Source organism: Aliarcobacter butzleri, assembly GCF_900187115.1.
Lineage (GTDB): Bacteria > Campylobacterota > Campylobacteria > Campylobacterales > Arcobacteraceae > Aliarcobacter > Aliarcobacter butzleri.
Map to the genome: position 1 here is coordinate 1190813 of NZ_LT906455.1, position 19800 is coordinate 1210612.

Sequence of the window (19800 nt, forward strand, 5' to 3'; positions counted from 1 at the left end):
GAAGGGATTTATATGGTTAAGCTTTTAATAGTAGATGACTCTACAATGTTAAGGGATATGCTAAATTACGCATTAAATGAGGGTGGTTATACTAACGTAACTGAAGCAGTTGATGGTGTTGATGGTTTAGCAAAAGCGAAAGCTACGAACTTTGATTTAATAATTACTGATGTTAATATGCCAAATATGGATGGTTTAACTCTTATTGGGGAATTAAGAAAATTATCACAATATTCTAAAACACCTATTTTGGTTCTTACTACAGAAAGAAGTGATGAAATGAAAGCAAAAGGTAAAATGGCAGGAGCAACAGGATGGATTGTAAAACCTTTTGTTCCCGATCAGTTACTAAAAGCAGTTAATATAGTTTTAAGTAGATAAAAAGGAGCTTTTATGTCGTTTGATATTTCTAAATATAGAGAGATGTTTCTTGAAGAAGCAGTTGAACTTTTTGAATCAGCTGATAATGTGCTTTTAGAAGCAGAAAACAATGGTTCTTTAACAGATGATGAAATGGGTCAATTATTCCGAGATGTACATACATTAAAAGGAAGTGGCGCTTCTGTAGAACTAGCTTTTTTTGCTGAATTTACACATGATGTTGAAAACTTAATGGATAAATTAAGAAGTCACAAAATTGAATTTGTTCCAGAAATGGCTGGAACATTGATTGATGGGCTTGATGTAATGAAAGAGATATTAGATCTTGAAGTATCTAATCAAATGACTAGGGAAAAATTTACAGAAATGACAAGCTCTTTGTTAGAAGATATTAGAGCTTATTCTAATGGTGGTACAGTTAAAAAAGAAGAAGCACCAAAAATCGAAGTAAAAAAAGAAGAAGTTATATCTTCTAATTCTTCTGAAAACAAAGAAAATTTTGGATTTTTTGATAATGGTTTAAATGAACAAAGAGATAGTAAAAGTCAACCTTATGGAATTTTTGCAGATGATGATATGAATGAAAATCATAAAAATTACGGTTTTTTTGATGATAATTTAGAAAAAAAATCAAATGATTTAAATGATGAAGATTTTAAATTAGATAATAGCAAAGAAGATTTTGGTTTCTTTGATGATATGCCAAGCATAACTCCTGATGCAGTTATGAAAACAAACGATATAGAAGAACAAAAAGAAGAAACTCCTGTAGTTGTTCAAAAAGAATCTGAAGTAGCTACAAGAAGAATGAAAAATAATAATGTAGAAGAAGAAGCTAAAAAAGTTCCTTCAAATAATAACAATAGTATTAGAGTAAATTTAGATAAGATTGATTTATTAATGAATAATGTAGGGGATTTGGTTATTACAAATGCTATGCTTACTCAATTTTCTTCAACAATAGAAGAGACAAAAACTAGAGGTTCAGTTTTAGAAAGATTAGAATTATTGGAAAGACATATCAGAGATATGCAAGATTCTATCATGAGTATTAGAATGGTTCCTATGGATTCAATATATTCAAAATTCCCAAAAGTTGTAAGGGATATTTCTAAAAAACTTAACAAAAAAGTAGAATTCAAACATTATGGAGATAATGTTGAAATTGATAAAGCTATGATTGAAGGTTTAACAGATCCTTTAATGCACATTATTAGAAACTCTTTAGACCATGGTATTGAAATGCCAGAAGATAGAGTTGCTCTTGGAAAACCAGAGACAGGTTCTATTAGTATTTCAGCAGAACAAGCAAATGGGCAAATGATTATTACAATACAAGATGATGGAAAAGGTATTGATTCTGAAAAAGTTGCACAAAAAGCTTTAGAAAAAGGTCAAATTGATGAAAATCAATATAATGCTATGACTAATAATGAAAAAGCATTATTAATTTTTGGAGCTGGTATTTCAACTGCTGATAAAATCACTGATATTTCTGGACGTGGAGTGGGAATGGATGTTGTTAAAACAAACATTCATAAATTAGGTGGAGTTATTAACCTTGATACTGAAATAGGAAAAGGTACAACAATTACAATTATGTTACCTTTAACTCTTGCTATTTTAGATGGATTAGATATTAGAGTAGCAAACCAAAAATATATTTTACCATTAAGTTCTATTGTTGAATCACTACAACCAACTGCTGATATGATCAAAAAAATCGGAGATGGAACACAAGATCTATTAATGTTAAGAGAAGAATTCATACCAGTAGTTAAATTACATCAACTATTTGGTTTAGAAAAAAGTTTTGAAAAACTAGAAGATGGAATGTTAATTGTTGTTAAATCAGGAAATACAAAAGTAGCTTTATCTATAGATGAATTCTTGAATCAACACCAAGTTGTTGTTAAACCACTTGATAAAAACTTTAGAAGTGTTCAAGGAATAGGAGCAGCTACTGTTAAGGGAGATGGAAGTATAGGTCTTATTTTAGATGTTGTGGGAATTATTAATGCACAAATTAAAATAGAAAAAGATATGAATGCTATGAAGAAGGCTTCTTAAATAATATGCCAGAGAAAAATGAAGTTCATGAAAGAATAAAAAAACTTCTTTATTCTTTGACAGGGATTACTCTGACAGATAATAAAGATATTATGATTTCTAATAGAATCGATAAATTAAAAAGAAATTGTAAATTTTATGGAGATATTGAGGACCTATTAACTTCTATTGAAAAAGGGGATAATGTAACAGAGTTTATTAACTCTTTTACAACAAACAAAACTCATTTTTTTAGAGAAGATTTTCATTTTGTTGATTTAAAAAATAGAGTTCTTCCTGAATTTGCAAAAAGTGGTCAAAAAGTAAATATGTACTGTTCTGCTTCTTCAACAGGAGAAGAACCATATTCTATGGCAATGACAGTTTTAAAAACAAGTGAAGATTTAGGAAAAGCTATAAATGCTTCAATTATTGCAACTGATATTGATACGAATGTATTACAGTATGCAGCAAACGGTATTTATAGATATTCTAAAGCTTCAAAAGAGTTTCCAGAATGGATAAAACCACAAAAATATTTTAAAAGAAGAGTTCAACAAAACCTTTCTGGTGAAGAAGTTTTAATAAAGGTAAATGACGAATTAAAAAGAATGATTAACTTTCATGTTATGAATTTAAATGACTCTTCATATCCTTTTTCGAAAAATCAATTTGATGTGATTTTTTGTAGAAATGTTTTGATATATTTTTCAGTAGAAGACCAAAATACAATATTAAAAAAATTGTTTGCTCATCTAAAAATAGGTGGAACTTTATATTTAGGACATTCTGAAAATCCTCATGACTTGATAAAATATGTAAAAAGAATAGGGCAAAATATTTTTATAAAAGAGAAGGAAATCTTTTGATTATAATAGGGCATAAAGACGGAAGTATTGAAAAATCTTCTTCAGTTAGATTTACTGACAAAACAAAAGGATATAACACTTACACAGTAATTGGTGGAGAATTTGCTGTTGGTAGTGATGAAGATAATGTTGCTTTTAAAACACTTCTTGGTTCTTGTGTTGCTATTATGTTCTATGATAGAATGAAAAAAATAAAAGCTATGAATCATTTTTTATTACCTAATACCAACGATAATCGAAATGACATGAAATATGGACTTTATTCAGTTGAAGCAATGCTGAATGAGATGTATAAACTTGGATGTAGTAAAACAAATATGGTAGCTAAAATATCAGGTGGAGCGGATATTATGTCACTAGATTTATCTTCTTCATCTAGTGATACTATTGGAAAAAGAAATGTTGAATTTGCTAAAAGTTTTTGTAAATCAGAAGGTTTTAAAATAGTTAGCGAACATACAAGAGGAGATAATGGTAGATTAATTCTTTTGGCTGATGATTTTGAAACTTTTATTAAAGTTACTCAAAAATCTGAAACTAACAGCAAAATTCTATCTACAGAAAAATCTTTACAACAAGAGATCAAAAGAGAGCCAGTTATCAAAGAATATATTGGTGGTGTTGACTTATTTGATAATAATAAAAATAAAAAAGCTGAACCAGAAATGGAAATCGAGCTTTTCTAAAAAACTTTTAAAAGATAAATAGGAAAGGGTGTATGTACACAGTTTTAGTTATAGATGATTCTGCTTCAATGAGAAGTATACTTAAAGATATGATAAATTCTATTGAAGATTTTGAAGTAATAGCTGTAGCAACTGATGCTTACGATGCTAGAGAAAAAATCAAAGAGTACGAACCAGATTTAGTAACAATAGATATAAATATGCCTAAAATGGATGGTGTTACATTCTTAAGAAATTTAATGCGTCTTCATCCTATGCCAGCAGTTGTAATCTCTGGAGAAAGTGTTAGAGGAAATGATATTTTTGATGATGGAGCAGTAGGTTTTATTCCTAAACCAAACTCTGGTGAACCTATGTCAAATTTTGAAGCTAGAATAAAAGATACTTTGTTAAATTTAACATTCCTTTTGAGCCGATATACTTTAAAAAAATCGCCTGCTATCAAAAAACCAACAACTTATAAATCAACACATAATGTTGATTACAAAGTACATCCTGATGAAGTTATACCTCTTAGAGCAGCAAAATTCCCAGGAGCAAAAATAATAGCAATTGGTTCATCAACAGGTGGAGTTGAATCTTTATTAAGAGTTTTTAAAAGACTTCCTAGTGGATTACCTCCAATTGTTATAACTCAACATATTCCTTATGGTTTTTCGAACTCTTTAGCTCATAGATTAAATGATCATTCAGAAGTTGAAGTTTGTGAAGCAAAAGATGGATTGACCTTAGAAAAAGGACATGCATATTTAGCCCCAGGAAATATGCATTTAACAATCGAAAAATATGGAAATGATTTTAAAACGAGATTACTTGATACAAAAAAAGTAAGCCAGCATAAACCAAGCGTTGATGTTCTTTTTAGATCAGTTAATAATGCTGTTGGTGGTGGAGCAATGGCTGTTATGATGACAGGTATGGGAGATGATGGAACAATAGCCATGAAAGAATTATTTGATAATGGAGCATATACAATTGCGCAAAATGAAGCAAGTTGTGTAGTATTTGGTATGCCTATGAAAGCAATACAAGCAGGAGCTGTTAAAGATATAGTTCATTTAGATGAAATTGCTGATTATATTATTGATTTTTCAAAGGGGAAGCTTAAATAAATGCTTATTAAAATAATAGATTGTACAGAGAGTTATAATCAAGATATAGAGGGAATTATAACTTTTTTTACAAATTATTTTAATGCCTTAAATATAAAAAGTGAAAGAATCAAATTTAAAGATTATAGAATAGTAACTTGTACACAGTGTAGATGTTGCACACAAATAAAAGGTGAAGAACCAGTAAAATGTGTTATAAAAGATGATATGAACCCTTTACTTGATAAAATAGAAGAGGGTGATGCTTATATCATTTTGGAAGATAGAAATGATTTATTTAATAAAAATAAAGTTCACGAAAAAGTAGAAAGTAGGTTAATAGCATATCATTACTGGCCTTATGGTCAAACAGATTCAATACTGCGAAAACCTATTTTAAAAAAAACATCAATATTAATAAATTACAATACGACTAAATATTTTATGAATCATAGCTTTTATACAACTAAAATTTCCATGGAAGATGTTTCAGCTTCTATTGGAGCTGAAGTTTTAGATTGGCAAGTAATCATTCCTACAAATGATTTAATTAAAGATTATGCAAAAAGACTAAAAGAATTAGCGGATTTATTGATAAATTCATTAAAAAAGTAAAAAGATAAAATGGAAAATAAAAATACAAAAGCTAAGATTTTAGGGCTGGTTAGTTTCGGTCATTTTACAAATGATACTATGCAATCGCTTATGATTGCAGTTTATCCTATGTTAAAAAATGATTTTTCTCTTACTTTTGCTCAAATTGGTTTAATTACATTAGTTTATCAACTCTCAGCATCAATTTTACAGCCATTAGTAGGGCTTTTTACAGATAGATATCATAAACCATATTCTATTGCTTTTTCTATGTTTTGTACTTTTATAGGATTAACTTCTTTAGCTTTTGCAACAAATTATTATCTAATATTAGTTTCAGCAATCTTAATTGGAATTGGTTCATCTATCTTTCATCCAGAAGCTTCAAGAATCGCAAGAATGGCAGCCTTTGGTGAAAAATATGGATTAGCACAATCAGTTTTTCAAATAGGTGGAAATTTAGGAAGTGCTATTGGTCCATTAATAGCAGTTTGGCTGGTATTACCAAATGGTCAATATAGTATTTTTTATATCTCAATCATTGCACTTTTATCTATTCCTATTTTAATTTATGTTGGTTCTTGGCATAAAAATTATCATGCAAGTATTAAAAATAAAACTATATTAATAAAACAAACTCTTTCTAAACAAAAAATAAGTTTTGCTTTAATGATTTTACTTATTTTAATGTTCTCTAAATTTTTATATATGTCAGGTATTAGCAACTATTTAATGTTTTATTTAATTCAACAATATAATATTAGTGATGAAATGGCGCAATATCATCTGTTCTATTTTTTATTGTCAGTAGCTTTAGGAACTATATTTGGAGGTCCTTTAGGTGATAAATTCGGTAGAAAGGCTATCATTTTCGCATCAATTTTTGGAATAGTGCCTTTTACATTAGCTTTACCTTATGTAGATATTTATCTTTCTACAATATTTTTATCAATAATAGGATTTATGTTAGCTTCTGCTTTTCCAGCTATTGTAGTTTATGCGCAAGAACTTATTCCAGGAAAAGTAGGGACAATTTCAGGATTGTTCTTTGGAATAGCTTTTGGATTAGCTGGAATTGGTGCAGCAATTTTAGGATATTTTATAGATATATATGGAGTAGTTTTAATTTATAAAATCTGTTCATTTTTACCATTACTTGGTTTATTTGCTATTTTCTTACCTTAATTATGAAAGTAGCAATATTTATTATATTTTATTTGAAAATTATAGTTTTCAATACTAATTAATATTTGTTTTGCTAGAATACTTCAAAATTAGTTAAATGGATAATATATGAGATATGAGTTAGATTTTAAAAACAATTTTAATGATACATTACTTTTCTGGCTTGAAAGATTTATTCGTAATAAACTTACAACTCTTTCAAATAGACAAGTATTACAAAAAGAGAAATTAGCTTCAATAATCCAACAATTAGTAAAAGGAACAAAATATATTGATGAATTAGCTTTTATAGCAAAAGAAGCTAGAAATATAGGTTTAGCTGGAGTGAATACATATTTTAACCCCCTATTTAAACTATACAATTTCTTAATTAACTCAGGTCTTGCTTCTATGAAAGAGATAGATGAAGAGTTATTAAGTGATTTTTTAGCTAGTGAAACTAGTTCATTATCTGATGCTTCTAAAAAAAATCATCGAATTGCCCTACTATCTTTCTTTTCTTATATAGATAAACAAAATCAAAATGAAGATGGAAGTTCATATCTATTTAAAATTGAACTAAAAAATTGGGGAGGTTTGAGTGGAAAAAGTGGAACTAAACTACCCTCTTTTATGAATAAAGATGAAATTGATAGATTTTTAAAAGCAATTGATGATTTTGAATTTACAGATAATACAGGTTTTAGAAATAGACTTATAATTAAAATTATCATTTATACTGGTATTAGGGTTAGTGAGATTTTAAATTTAAGAATCAAAGATATTTTTAAAGAAGATAATGTTTATATGCTTCAGATTAGAGGAAAAGGAAATAAACCAAGGGTTGTAATGATAAAAAGTTCAATTATTGAAAAAGAGCTACAAAATTGGTTAGATATGAGAGTTTGCAATAGTGATTTATTAGTTTGCAACCAAAAAGGTGAAAGACTAACTCAAGCATATATTAGTAGAGTTGTTGAAAATATTTTAATCAGTGCAGGTATAAGAAAAGAGAAAAATGGAGCTCATATGTTAAGGCACTCATTTGCAACACTTTTATACCAAAAACACCATGATTTGATACTTGTTCAAGAAGCTTTAGGACATGCTGATATTAATACAAGTAGAATTTATACTCACTTTGATAAAGAAAGACTCAAAAAAACTACGGAGATTTTTTAAAATGGAAGCTTTAATAATTGTAGCACATGGTAGCAAAATAAAAAGTTCAAATGATGAAATCATAGAAATTTCAAACAAAATAAAAAACAAAAATGAAAATACATTTTATGCTTTTTTAGAATTAAGTGAACCATCATTTTACGATGTTTTAAAAGAAGTTGTTGAAAAAAAATATAAGAAAATCAAAATATTTCCTTATTTCTTAGCTGCAGGAAAACATGTTTTAGCAGATATTCCAAATATTATAAAAGAATTTAAAACTAATCACAAAGATATAGAATTTACTGTTTTACCACATTTTGGACAATGTAATGGTGTAGAGGATTTAATTCTTTCAAACTCTTAATCTTTTTACCAAAAAGATTGAGTCATCTCATCAATATCTGATTCTATTAGTTCTAAATACAAATTTTCACTATAGTCTAAATATAAAGTATAGTCTCCAGCTAAAAACGATTTTTCAACATCTCTTTTATTGAAATAAATTGTATCACTATTATCTTCACAAAAGCTTGATAAATGATATTCAACAAGCGATGGTGCCATACTATCGATAATTGTCTCTAAAGAAGAAAAATTATTAACCCCAAAAATGTTGAATAAATAATTCTTATCAATAGACACAATCATACAATCTTCTTTTTTTGATTAATGATTAAAACCATTCAATAATGAAGACATCCTACTCAAATCAAGTTTATTCGACTCTTCTTTCTTCTCTTCTTTTTGCTGTAAAACATTTGCAAAAGAGTTACTATCTAAATTTAGAATATTTTCTTCTTTCTTCTCTTCTACTACTTCTTCTTTTATTTCATCTTCTTTAGAATCAAAATCAAAAGAGCTTGTTGATACATTAGTTGAAGTTGTTTCTACTTTTCTATTTAAAATATTTTCAATTTTCCCTAATATTGAAGATAAGTTTGATTTATCTTCTTCTGTATGACCTTTTAATTGATTTATATCTTTTTCTAAATCCTCATTCGATAACTCTAACTCTAAAACTTTTTCTTCTAATTCAGATACTTTCCCTTTTAATCCACTATTCTCTTCTTGAAGTTCTTCATAAGCCTTAATTAAAGTAGTTAAAGCGTTATTTAATTTTGATATAGTTTCTGCATTTGTCATAGTTATTAAATCCTTATTAGTTATATATATTAAAATCGTATTATTGCAAAATTTAGCTAATAATTCCCTCAATTTTCAATAAAGAATCTATACTTGGTTCTCTTTTTGCAAAATCAAAAAATAGTTTATCCATATCGTATGAACCACCTTGACTTAAAATAGTATCTCTATACTTAATTCCTAACTCTTTATTGAATATATTTCCAGAGTCAATAAACATGTAAAAAGCATCAGCACTTAGTACTTCTGCCCATTTATATGAGTAATATCCAGCACTATATCCACCAGAGAATATATGAGAAAAACCATTTTGAAATTTATTGTATCTTGGTGGAATAATTGCAGCAAATTCTTCTCTAATTGTATCAAGTAAAGATTGTATTTCATCTTCCATTTTGTATAACTTTTGATATAGTTTAAAGTCAAACAATGCAAATTCAACTTGCCTAACAGTTGCAAGTGAAGATTGGAAGTTTTTGGCTTTAATTATTCTATCTATCGCCTCATCATCCAAAACTTCACCCGTTTGATAATGTTTTGCAAATAATTTTAAAACATCTTTGTCATATGAAAAATATTCTAAAAATTGTGATGGAAATTCAACTGTATCCCATGCAACACCAGAAATCCCACTAACAAATGGTTCTTCTATTTTACTCAATAAATGATGAAGAGCATGTCCCATTTCATGAAAAAGTGTTACAACGTCAGAGTGTCTTAAAAGTGAAGGTATCTCTTTTGTAGATTGAGGAAAATTCCCTACAATATAAGCTGTTGGAAGATTTATCTCTCCATTTGAATTTCTAAAATGTGAATGCCAGTTATTCATCCAAGCGCCACCTCTTTTATCTTTTCTAGCTTCTAAATCTATATAAATTCTTGCAATAGTCTTTCCATCTTCGCTTAAATCATAAACTTTTACTTTTTCATCCCAAGCTTTAGTTTGAGTTTTTGTAAATTTAATATTAAACATTTGATGTAAAAAATCAAAAAAACCATTTAAAACTGATTGTTGCTCAAAATATGGTCTATAATACTCTTCATCTAAGTCATATTGAGCTTTTTTTAATTTTTCTGAATAATATGCCATATCACTTGATCTAAAGTCAGTTATTCCATCTTTTAAAGCTATTTCTTTTATCTCTTCAAGCTCTTCTTTTGCTTTTTTCTTAGCTTTATTTCCTAACTCTTCTAAAAATGAGATTACATCATCTTCAGTTTTTGCCATTTTAGTTGCAAGAGAATATTGTACATAATTTTCAAATCCAAGTATTTTTACTTTTTCATCTTTTAAAGCTAAAATTTGTTCTATAATTTTTCCATTTTCTGGTGCTTTTGTGCAATAAGCTTTATAAATTTCCTCTCTTCTTTCTCTATTAGTTCCATAAGTTATATAAGCTAAATAAGAAGGCATTTGAAGTGTAAATTTATATTTTGTAATTCCATCTTCTTGAAATTTTGCTAACTCTAAATCTGATTGAGGTATCTCTTTTACATCTTCAAAATCAGTAATTATCATCTCAAAAGCATTTGTTGCATTTAAAAGGTTTTGAGAAAATTTATGAGAAAGTTCACTAAGCTTCAAATTTATTTCTTCAAGTCTTTTCTTTTTATTATTTTCTAGATTACAACCTGATAATTCAAAGTCTCTTATTTCATTTTCCAATACTTTATTTTGTATATCATTTAATATACTTTTTTCATTAAACTGTATATCTTTTAAAGATAAATAAATATTTTCATTTTGAGAAATCTCAGTTTCATATTTTGAGATAATTGGAAGGCATTCTTCATACACTTTTGTAGTTATTTCTGAGTTCTTAACTGAATCAATATGAAAGATTGGAGTCAAAAATTCATTTATGCTCTCCCCTATTTCTTGAAATGGTAAAACAAAATTTTTGTAAGTTTTATTTTCTATATTTAATAACTCATTTATTAATACTCTTTTTTCATCTAAAAGTTTTTCTAAAATTTCTTTACTATTTTCTAAATTATCTAAATTAAAATCTTTGAATGACATTTTTATTCCTTATTTTTAAATTTTAGAGTAAATCCTCTATCAAAATTTTCGTAATCTTTATAAAAATTATAAGATTCAACATTAAATTGTTTAAAATACTCTTCTAAACTTTTTTTCTGGTCATATCCCATTTCACAAAGTAAATATGGGATTTTTTTATCATTTGTTTGTTTTATGATATCTTTTAAAAGTTCATCACCTAAATTTCCACCAAAAAGTGCATTTGATGGTTCAAACTTTACATTTAAAGGTAGTTTATAATCATTTGCAATATATGGTGGATTTGAAATTGTTAGATTTATATCATCTTCATTTACATTCTCATATAAATTGCTAAGTCTAAAATCTATTTTTTCTAAAACATTATGTTTTATAGCATTTTCTTTTGCAAGTTCTATTGCTTTTGGATTTATATCAACTGCAATAATTTTTATATTTTCAATTAACATAGCAAGCATTACAGATATTATTCCACTTCCTGTTCCAATTTCTAAAACTTTTATAGGCTCTTTTTTATCTTTTAAGATTTCAACTGCATTTTCAACTAAAATCTCAGTTTCAGGTCTTGGTATTAAAACACCCTCTTTTACTAAAAACTGTTCTCCATAAAAAGAAGCTTTACCAATAATATATTCTAAAGGATAATTAGTAGCTCTTTTTTTTACTAAAGTTTCAAGCTCTTTTATTTTTGAAAATTCACTATTATAGTTTAAGTGAAGCCAAATAACATTTTTATCTAATAAATACATTATTAATATTTCAACTTCTTTTGAAGGGATATGAGTTACAAGTTTTAGTTCATTTGAGTATTTTCTTACTGCATCTTTTATTATCATCTGAGTTTTTTACCTTTTAAAAGTTTGGATTATATTATAAAATTAATCTAAAATATATAAAGCTAATTCATCAGCTAATAAAAAGTTTTTATTAAAAACCTTATTATTCTCTATGTAAACTTTTTCATAACTAATTAGTTCATCTATTTTTTTTAGTTCTTTTTCATCAAAAAGTTCTAATTCAACACCATTTAAACATCGAAATCCTAATAAAACTTTTTCTACTTTTATATCATCTTCATCTATTTCTTCAATCTCAACAAATAAAGGATTTTTTATGTACTCTTCAAGATTTTTTAAAGGATATTCTCTTCTCTTATTTATATATCCAACTGCACCAGCTCCAACGCCTAAATACTCTTTATGTTGCCAATATCCATAGTTATGTTTTGATTGAGAATTTTTATTTCTTGAAAAATTTGATATTTCATATTGAGTAAATCCATTTTTTGAAAAATAATCAAATATTTCATAAGATAAATCCTCGTCATCAATTTTTACACTATTTTTATCAAGTTTAAAAAATTTTGTTCCTTCTTCAATTGTCAATGAATATGCACTTATATGCGTAATTGGGAGTGAAAAAGCAATATCCAAATCTTCTTTTATACTATTTAATGTATCATTCTTAACACCATAAATAATATCACAATTAATCTCTTTAAAACCAATTTCTGAAGCATTTTGTATAGCTTTAATAGCACTATTACTATTATGACTTCTTCCTAAAAATTTTAATTTTTCATTCTGAAAACTTTGAACTCCAAAGCTCACACGGCTTACACCAAGGCTTTTCATAGTTTCTAACCATTCAAAAGAAGCAGAATTTGGATTTGCTTCAGTTGTTATTTCAACTTTTTCTTCTAAATATGGATTTATTATTTCAAAAATCTCTTTATATTCAAAAGCTTTTATAGTAGAAGGTGTTCCTCCTCCTATAAATACTGTTTCGATTTTTTTATTTCGATTTTTTACATATTTTTCTATATTGTTTTTTAACTGTATTTTTAAGGCTTTCATATAATCATTTTTTAAACTAAACTTGTCTGTATATGAGTTAAATGCACAATAAAAACATTTACTATCGCAAAAGGGAATGTGTATATATAAAAGCAATTTTTAATCCTAATTATCTTAAAATATCTGGCTAATTATAAGGGAAAATATATTTATGACTGATAAAAAAGAAAAGAAAACAATTAACGAGAAAAAAAACTTTAGACCTAATGTTGCAGCTATCGTACTATCAGCAAAATATCCTCATAAGTGTGAAATTTTTATTGCCTCAAGAACTGATGTTGAAAATGCTTGGCAGTTTCCTCAAGGTGGAATTGATGATGGAGAATCATCAAAAGAGGCTTTATTTAGAGAGTTAGAAGAAGAAATTGGTACAAGAGATGTTGAAATCATCGCAGAATATCCTACTTGGGTATCTTACGAATTTCCTCCTGCTATTGCTAAAAAAATGTATCCTTATGACGGGCAAAGACAAAAGTATTATTTAGTTAAATTAAAAAAAGGCGCTACAATTAACATAGATACTGAGATTCCTGAATTTAGCGAGTATAAATTTGTGCCTACTGAAAATATTTATGAATATATAACTTTTTTTAAAAGAACTGTTTATAAACAAGTTATAAAATATTTTAAAAATGAAGGTTATATTTAAAAAGGATAAAAAATTAGATGTTAAAAGTACTTAAGTTTGGTGGAACAAGTGTTGGTACACTTGATAGAATACAAAATGTTGCAAATATCATAAAAAAAATAAAAGACGAAGGTCACGATGTAATTGCTATTGTTTCAGCTATGAGTGGAGAGACTAATAAGCTATTAGATTATGCTGGTTATTATTCAAAAACTCCAAAACTAGATGAAGTTGATATGCTTTTAAGTTCAGGGGAAAGAGTAACTTCAGCACTTTTATCAATTGCTTTAAATGAAATGGGTTATAAAGCTATGTCTATGAGTGGAAGACAAGCAGGAATCATTACTGATAATGCTCATACAAAAGCAAGAATTGAAAATATCGATACAGCAGAGATGAAAAAAGCAATAAAAGATGGAAATATCATCATTGTTGCAGGTTTTCAAGGGGTTGCTCAAGATACTTTAAGAGTTTCAACTCTTGGTCGAGGAGGAAGTGATTTAACTGCTGTTGCAATTGCAGGAGCAATAGAAGCTGATGTTTGTGAAATATATACTGATGTTGATGGTATTTATACAACAGACCCTAGAATTGAACCAAAAGCTAAAAAGTTAGACAAAATTTCATATGATGAGATGCTTGAACTTGCTAGTTTAGGTGCAAAAGTATTACAAAATAGATCAGTAGAAATGGCGAAAAAATTAAATGTAAATTTAGTATCAAGAAGTAGCTTTACGCCAGAAGTTGAAGGTACATTAATAACAAAGGAAGAGAATATTATGGAAAAACCAGTTGTAAGTGGAATTGCGTTAGATAAAAATCAAATTAGAGTTGGAATGTATGGAGTTACAGATAGACCTGGTATTGCTTCAGCTATTTTTACTGCACTTGCTGATGCAAATATCAATGTTGATATGATAGTTCAAACAAGAGGATTAGATGGAACAACTGATTTAGATTTTACAATTCCTACGACTGATTTTGAAATCTGTAAAAAAGTTATGGAACAATTTAAAGCTCAAGCTAAAAATATAGATTACAATGAATCTATTTGTAAAGTATCTATTGTTGGTGTTGGTATGAAATCTCATACTGGAGTTGCTTCAAAAGCATTTACAGCAATGGCTAATGAAAATATTAATATAAGAATTATTTCAACTAGTGAAATCAAAATTTCTATGATTATCGATGAAAAATATGCAGAGCTTGCTGTTCGAGCTTTACATGAAGCTTATCATTTGGATAAATAGTAGTGCAAGAATTTTTAAATTGGACAGTTGATACAATCAGGAAAGACAAATATCTTTCTCCTTGGCTAGAAGAAAAAAAATATGAATGGACGCCTTTAGTATCTAAAAATATCAATAATCTTTTAGAAAGGAATTTTTCTATTATTGTTATTACAGATAAGGATAGAGAGTGGTTTTTAGAGTATGCTTTAACAAACATTAACTCTACAAGATTAAATAGACCATTTTTGCCATATTATGATTTTAAGTCTTTTTATAAATATATCGACAATGTAAAATCGGATGAAGATATTTCATATATAAAAGATATGTTAACTATTTCATTCCCAAATGGTTATTGTTTTTGGTATATTGGAAAAGGACAAGATATAAGAGCGACTATTCCAAAAGTCTTGAAAAATTCATTTTTATGGCTTTTTGATGAAGAAAAACAAGATGCTTTTAACTTAAAATCAAATGATGAAGCATTAGATATGAAACTTTTACAAATGTTTAGATTGTATAATAAAACATTGAGTGCTTCATTATTTGCTGAAATAAATGTGGAAAATTGATTTTGTTAGATTTTATTGAAAACTCTTCTATTTTAATAGTAAATAATATTGAGGAAACTTTAAATTTAATGCTTCCAAAATATCCTTTGCACTCTGTAAGAGTTATTAAAAATGAGGAAAAAGAAGAGTTTTTAATAGCTCAAGCAAATGAGACTATTAAAGAAGCTTTTATTGCAACAAGTGAAAAAAAATATCTATTTTTATGTGGTTCAACTTTTAGAAAAGAGGCACAAAATGCTCTTTTAAAAATTTTGGAAGAACCACCTAGAAATATCGTTTTTATACTTATAACAAATTCAAAAACATCTCTTTTACCGACTATTTATTCGAGATTACCATATAAATATCTAAAAAAATCTGAACAAAAAATTGAGTCATCTTTAGATTTAAATAGACTTGATTTAAAAGATATTTATACTTTTTTACAAGAAAATCAAAAGATTTCTAAACAAGAAGCAAAAGATATAGTTGAATCACTTTTATTAAAAGCTAATAATCAAAAAATCAAATTTTCACAAAAGAAACTTGATTTCTTTTCTAAAGCAATAAAATTATTGGAATTAAATTCAAAACCAATAAATGTTCTTACAACTCTACTTTTATATTTATCAAATCAAAAAAATCAAAACTGAAAGGTTTTTATATGAAAACATATAAAATATCACTAAATGATTCAAAAAAGTTTTTTGAAAATCTTGGTTGTGATAGTGGCGGTATTTCGATTTTATCAAAAAAATCAAAACTTCATACTTTATATATAAAAGATTTACATGTTGGTGCTGCAAATATTTTAAAACAAGATGCTTTATCTATTGGAGCAGATTTAGCTGTACCAAATGGAGTTATAATTGCAAAAGATAAATATGTAAATGCCTTACTTATAGGAACTACAAAACATTTTGAGAATTTAGCAAAAAAAGAGTTAGCACAACCTTTTGGATTAAAAGAGTTAGCAAAATCTTTAAAAGATTATGTAAAAGAACAAAACTATCCTACAAAAATAATGGGTGTTTTAAATGCAAATGAGGATTCATTTTTTAAAAATAGTAGATTTGATAACTCTGAAGCTTGTCAAAGAATAGAAAAAATGATAGAAGATGGTGCAAATATAATAGATATTGGTGCAGTTTCAAGTCGTCCTGGAAGTTTACCAGTTAGTGAAAATATAGAACTTGATAGACTAAAAGATATAGTTCAAACTATTTATCAAAATAAATATTATGAAAAAGTTGATTTTTCCATAGATTCTTTTTCTCCAAAAGTTATAGAATATGTTTTAAATCATGGCTTTAAAATAGTAAATGATATAACAGGTTTGCAAAATGATGAAGTTTGTAAACTTGTATCAAAATATAACGCTCAAGCAGTTATTATGCATATGCAAAATAATCAAACAAATATGCAAGAAGCTCCTTTTTATGAAGATGTTATAGTTGAAATTGATGATTTTTTTACCAAACGATTAGAAAAAGTAAAAAGTTTTGGGGTAAAAGATATAGTTTTAGATGTGGGTATTGGTTTTGGAAAAACTTTGGAACACAACCTACTCTTACTTAAAAATTTAGAACATTTTAAACACTTTGGATATGAGTTACTAATTGGTGCAAGTAGAAAATCCATGATAGATAAAATAACACCAACTGAAGTTATAAATAGACTTCCAGGAACTTTGGCTATTCATTTAGAATCTATTAGAAATGGTGCTTCAATTATTAGATGCCATGATGTAAAAGAACACTTTCAAGCAATAAAAGTTTTTGAAGCGATAGAAAATATAAATTAAGATTATTGTTCCATTGTTAATCTTATTAGATTAACATGGAAATTTTTAATACTAAAAACTAATCTTTTATTATAGTAATCACAAGTTCTCCAACAACAAAACCAAATTTTTTCAGTTTAGAGTGATTTATAATAACACCATCATCTTGTAAATGAAGCCAATCTCGAACACTTAAATCAATAGTTGAGTCCTTATAAGGAGTTCTCATAACATAATCAAGCATAACAGTATTTCCATTTGCTATCATAGGACTTTCACCGATAATATCATTTGCAGTGGCGATAAATTTCTTATTTTCAGTTGGTTTTAAAGTCCAAACCCTTTTCATCTCTTCACCATCGTTGTAAACAAAATACTCATCAAGTGTTCCAATACCATTTTTGTCCCAAGAACCAATCATAGTTCCTTTGAATGTTCTTGTTATTTTTCCATTTCTATCTTTTACGATACCATAGGCTCTTAGTTTGCCATTAAAATATTCTTGAGGAATAAACTCTGGTTTTGTGTTGTTAAAATCTTCTATTTTCATGCTTGTACATCCTGTAAATAAAATTGTTGTTAAAAAAATAAATATTAAATTTTTCATGCGATTAATCCTTTATTTAAATCTATATTTTGATCTCTTGTAAAAACCAATTGATGAAGATTTATATTTCTTGTTAAAAATGCCGCTTCACAATAGTTTAGATACATTTTCCACATTCGTATAAAATACTCATCAAACCCTAATTTTTTAACTTCTTCTAATTTTTTTTCAAAATTTTCATGCCAAATATTTAAAGTCTTTGCATAATCTTCTGTGAACTCTTCAAGATGATTTAGATTTAATCTTGTATGTTTTGATGTCACTTCAAGTATTTTAGAGATACTTGGAAGATGACCTCCTGGGAAAATATATTTTTGTATAAAATCAGTCCCTTTTGAGTAAGCTTTATATCTTTGGTCAGGCATTGTGATTACTTGTAGAACTAAAACTCCATTTGGTTTTAGTAACTCTTGACACTTTTTAAAGAAGATATGAAAATACTCTTTGCCCACAGCTTCAAACATCTCAACAGCAATTATTGCATCAAATTTACCATTTAAATCTCTGTAATCTTTAAGTAAAATATCGATTTTATCTTCTACATTATGTTCTTTAAATCTATTTTCGCAAAGTTTTTTTTGCTCAACACTTAAAGTAACCGTTGTAACTTCACAACCTTTGTAATTTGCCAAATGAAGTGCCATCGCTCCCCAACCTGAACCAATTTCTAAAACTTTTGAGCCCTCTTTTAGATTTAGTTTTGATGAAAGTTTTTCTAACTTATTTTTTTGTGCTTCATATAAATCTTGATTTTTATGTGAAAATACAGCACTTGAATACATCATTGTTTCATCAAGCATTAGTTTGTAAAAATCATTAGATAAGTCGTAGTGAGCTGAGATATTTTTTCTTGAGTTTGTTTTTGAGTTTTTTCGTAAATTATGTTTGATTTTATTAAAAACTGGCATAAGGTTTATTAGTCTGTTTTTTTCATTTTCACTTGTAGTTCCAAGATATTGTGCATTTAAAAGTGCTAATTCTATTAGTTTTGTAAGATTTGAAGTTTCAAAATCTTTATCTATAAAACTCTCACAAAAACCAATGTCTCCATAAAGCATAATCCTTGTAAAAAATCTATTGTTTTTTATTTCTAAAGTGATTCTTTCTTCAACTGTTTTTTCTCCATAAAGTTTGATATTTCCATCTTTATAGATTACTTCAAGTGTTCCAGTTTTTATTTTTGAAAAGAAGTTATCTCCAAATTTATTCCATAATTTTTGCATTTTTAATACCTCCTTATTTTGTCATTTTCTCTTGGAAAATAGATTTTTAACCCTTTTAAATAAAGCCTAAATGCATGATAATAAGTTCGAGAAACCACTAAAAAAGTGCTGAACATATATCTAAAAAATATTTTTAGTATATTTTTAAAAGTGTATGGCTTTCCTTTTGAGTTAAAAATTGCTGTTAATTTGTGTTGTTTATTTTCGTATAAATCTATTTTTATAAATAATTTGTTTTTTTCATACTTTAGCTCAAATTCATAAACTCCCTCACACTCAAAAAAAGGTGAAACATACATATCTTTTTTTACAACTCCAAAATAAGAATTATTTCTTCTTTCAAGCTTTACAGGGTAAACAACACGACCGTTGTTGTAGTTATGAACTTCAGCTAAAATATGAGTTGGAAAATTTTCTTCATCAAATAAAACTAGAACACTAATTGGATTAAAAACAAAGTTTAAAACCCTTGGAAGTGTTAAAAATCTCATTTTAGAAGCCATTTTTAAATCAAACTTTTTTAATAACTCTTCTATGTTTTTTATAAATTCAGTACTTTCTCCAAAGTGGTCAAAACTTTTTAAACTCATAAAATTTAATTTGTTTATAGAAAAGATTCTGTTTTCCAAACTTTTTAAATCAAATACATCAATATCAAGCAGGTAAAAATTATATTTAAAATCATGCTTTTTAGGAAGAAATCTTTTATGATAGATAGTTCCTTCAAAAATATTGTGATTTGATAAATTTTGCATT

At 27.1% G+C, this 19800-nt stretch carries 22 protein-coding genes; 14 read left to right on the forward strand and 8 right to left on the reverse strand.

Features of this window, described 5'->3' with window-relative positions; genetic code table 11:
- Nucleotides 1-12: 12 nt before the first annotated feature.
- The 9 genes from CKV87_RS05925 to CKV87_RS05965 all read left to right on the forward strand — a co-directional run bounded on the left by CKV87_RS05925 (nt 13) and on the right by CKV87_RS05965 (nt 8362).
- Nucleotides 13-381, forward strand: coding sequence for a response regulator (locus CKV87_RS05925; RefSeq protein WP_004509378.1), 369 nt, complete (start codon nt 13-15; stop codon nt 379-381).
- Nucleotides 382-393: 12 nt separating this feature from the next.
- Nucleotides 394-2451: a chemotaxis protein CheA gene (locus CKV87_RS05930; RefSeq protein WP_012012878.1), complete on the forward strand. Its 2058-nt coding sequence runs from the start codon at nt 394-396 to the stop codon at nt 2449-2451.
- Between the two features lie 5 nt (nt 2452-2456).
- A complete protein-coding gene (locus CKV87_RS05935; RefSeq protein WP_012012879.1) occupies nt 2457-3299 on the forward strand; it encodes a CheR family methyltransferase in 843 nt (280 codons plus the stop codon).
- Complete coding sequence (locus CKV87_RS05940) at nt 3296-3985, forward strand: chemotaxis protein CheD (RefSeq protein ID WP_004509381.1); 690 nt, start codon at nt 3296-3298, stop codon at nt 3983-3985. Before CKV87_RS05935 ends, CKV87_RS05940 begins: the two co-directional genes overlap by 4 nt.
- A gap of 32 nt (nt 3986-4017) precedes the next feature.
- Nucleotides 4018-5097, forward strand: coding sequence for a protein-glutamate methylesterase/protein-glutamine glutaminase (locus tag CKV87_RS05945; RefSeq protein WP_012012880.1), 1080 nt, complete (start codon nt 4018-4020; stop codon nt 5095-5097).
- Complete coding sequence (locus CKV87_RS05950) at nt 5098-5691, forward strand: flavodoxin family protein (RefSeq protein ID WP_012012881.1); 594 nt, start codon at nt 5098-5100, stop codon at nt 5689-5691. It abuts the gene before it with no gap.
- Between the two features lie 9 nt (nt 5692-5700).
- Nucleotides 5701-6855: an MFS transporter gene (locus CKV87_RS05955; protein WP_012012882.1), complete on the forward strand. Its 1155-nt coding sequence runs from the start codon at nt 5701-5703 to the stop codon at nt 6853-6855.
- Nucleotides 6856-6963: 108 nt separating this feature from the next.
- Entirely contained in the window at nt 6964-8016 is a 1053-nt protein-coding gene (locus CKV87_RS05960) for a tyrosine-type recombinase/integrase (protein ID WP_012012883.1), read from the forward strand.
- 1 nt (nt 8017) lies between these two features.
- Nucleotides 8018-8362, forward strand: a complete 345-nt coding sequence (locus CKV87_RS05965; protein ID WP_004509393.1) for a sirohydrochlorin chelatase — start codon at nt 8018-8020, stop codon at nt 8360-8362.
- Between the two features lie 5 nt (nt 8363-8367).
- On the opposite strand, the gene CKV87_RS05970 is transcribed toward CKV87_RS05965, so the two are convergent.
- Genes CKV87_RS05970 through hemW form a run of 5 tightly spaced genes read right to left on the reverse strand, consistent with a single transcriptional unit; the run spans nt 8368 to nt 13116 of the window.
- Complete coding sequence (locus CKV87_RS05970) at nt 8368-8646, reverse strand: hypothetical protein (RefSeq protein ID WP_004509394.1); 279 nt, start codon at nt 8644-8646, stop codon at nt 8368-8370.
- A gap of 18 nt (nt 8647-8664) precedes the next feature.
- Complete coding sequence (locus CKV87_RS05975) at nt 8665-9141, reverse strand: hypothetical protein (protein WP_012012884.1); 477 nt, start codon at nt 9139-9141, stop codon at nt 8665-8667.
- 52 nt (nt 9142-9193) lie between these two features.
- A complete protein-coding gene (locus tag CKV87_RS05980) occupies nt 9194-11164 on the reverse strand; it encodes a M3 family metallopeptidase (protein ID WP_012012885.1) in 1971 nt (656 codons plus the stop codon).
- Between the two features lie 2 nt (nt 11165-11166).
- Nucleotides 11167-12000 (reverse strand): peptide chain release factor N(5)-glutamine methyltransferase, encoded by an 834-nt coding sequence (gene prmC / locus CKV87_RS05985; RefSeq protein WP_012012886.1) that lies wholly within the window; start codon nt 11998-12000, stop codon nt 11167-11169.
- 42 nt (nt 12001-12042) lie between these two features.
- Nucleotides 12043-13116: a radical SAM family heme chaperone HemW gene (gene hemW, locus CKV87_RS05990; protein WP_012012887.1), complete on the reverse strand. Its 1074-nt coding sequence runs from the start codon at nt 13114-13116 to the stop codon at nt 12043-12045.
- Between the two features lie 55 nt (nt 13117-13171).
- On the opposite strand from hemW, the gene CKV87_RS05995 reads away from it, so the two are divergent.
- The 5 genes from CKV87_RS05995 to folP are packed head-to-tail and all read left to right on the forward strand — an operon-like array spanning nt 13172 to nt 17235.
- A complete protein-coding gene (locus CKV87_RS05995) occupies nt 13172-13669 on the forward strand; it encodes an RNA pyrophosphohydrolase (RefSeq protein ID WP_004509399.1) in 498 nt (165 codons plus the stop codon).
- 17 nt (nt 13670-13686) lie between these two features.
- Nucleotides 13687-14898, forward strand: coding sequence for an aspartate kinase (locus tag CKV87_RS06000; protein WP_004509400.1), 1212 nt, complete (start codon nt 13687-13689; stop codon nt 14896-14898).
- A gap of 2 nt (nt 14899-14900) precedes the next feature.
- Nucleotides 14901-15452, forward strand: a complete 552-nt coding sequence (locus CKV87_RS06005; protein WP_004509401.1) for a HobA family DNA replication regulator — start codon at nt 14901-14903, stop codon at nt 15450-15452.
- 2 nt (nt 15453-15454) lie between these two features.
- Entirely contained in the window at nt 15455-16084 is a 630-nt protein-coding gene (locus tag CKV87_RS06010) for a DNA polymerase III subunit delta' (RefSeq protein WP_228126909.1), read from the forward strand.
- Nucleotides 16085-16095: 11 nt separating this feature from the next.
- Nucleotides 16096-17235 carry a dihydropteroate synthase gene (gene folP, locus CKV87_RS06015; RefSeq protein WP_012012889.1) on the forward strand — a complete coding sequence of 380 codons (1140 nt, stop codon included), beginning with the start codon at nt 16096-16098 and terminating at the stop codon, nt 17233-17235.
- 58 nt (nt 17236-17293) lie between these two features.
- Here the strand turns inward: folP and CKV87_RS06020 are convergent, their stop codons facing one another.
- The 3 genes from CKV87_RS06020 to CKV87_RS06030 are packed head-to-tail and all read right to left on the reverse strand — an operon-like array spanning nt 17294 to nt 19799.
- Complete coding sequence (locus CKV87_RS06020; RefSeq protein ID WP_012012890.1) at nt 17294-17821, reverse strand: DUF3833 domain-containing protein; 528 nt, start codon at nt 17819-17821, stop codon at nt 17294-17296.
- Entirely contained in the window at nt 17818-19044 is a 1227-nt protein-coding gene (locus tag CKV87_RS06025; RefSeq protein ID WP_012012891.1) for an SAM-dependent methyltransferase, read from the reverse strand. The genes CKV87_RS06020 and CKV87_RS06025 overlap by 4 nt, the downstream gene beginning before the upstream one ends.
- Before the next feature lie 2 nt (nt 19045-19046).
- On the reverse strand, nt 19047-19799 hold the full coding sequence (locus tag CKV87_RS06030) for a DUF1365 domain-containing protein (RefSeq protein WP_012012892.1): 753 nt from the start codon (nt 19797-19799) through the stop codon (nt 19047-19049).
- Between the last annotated feature and the right edge of the window lies 1 nt (nt 19800).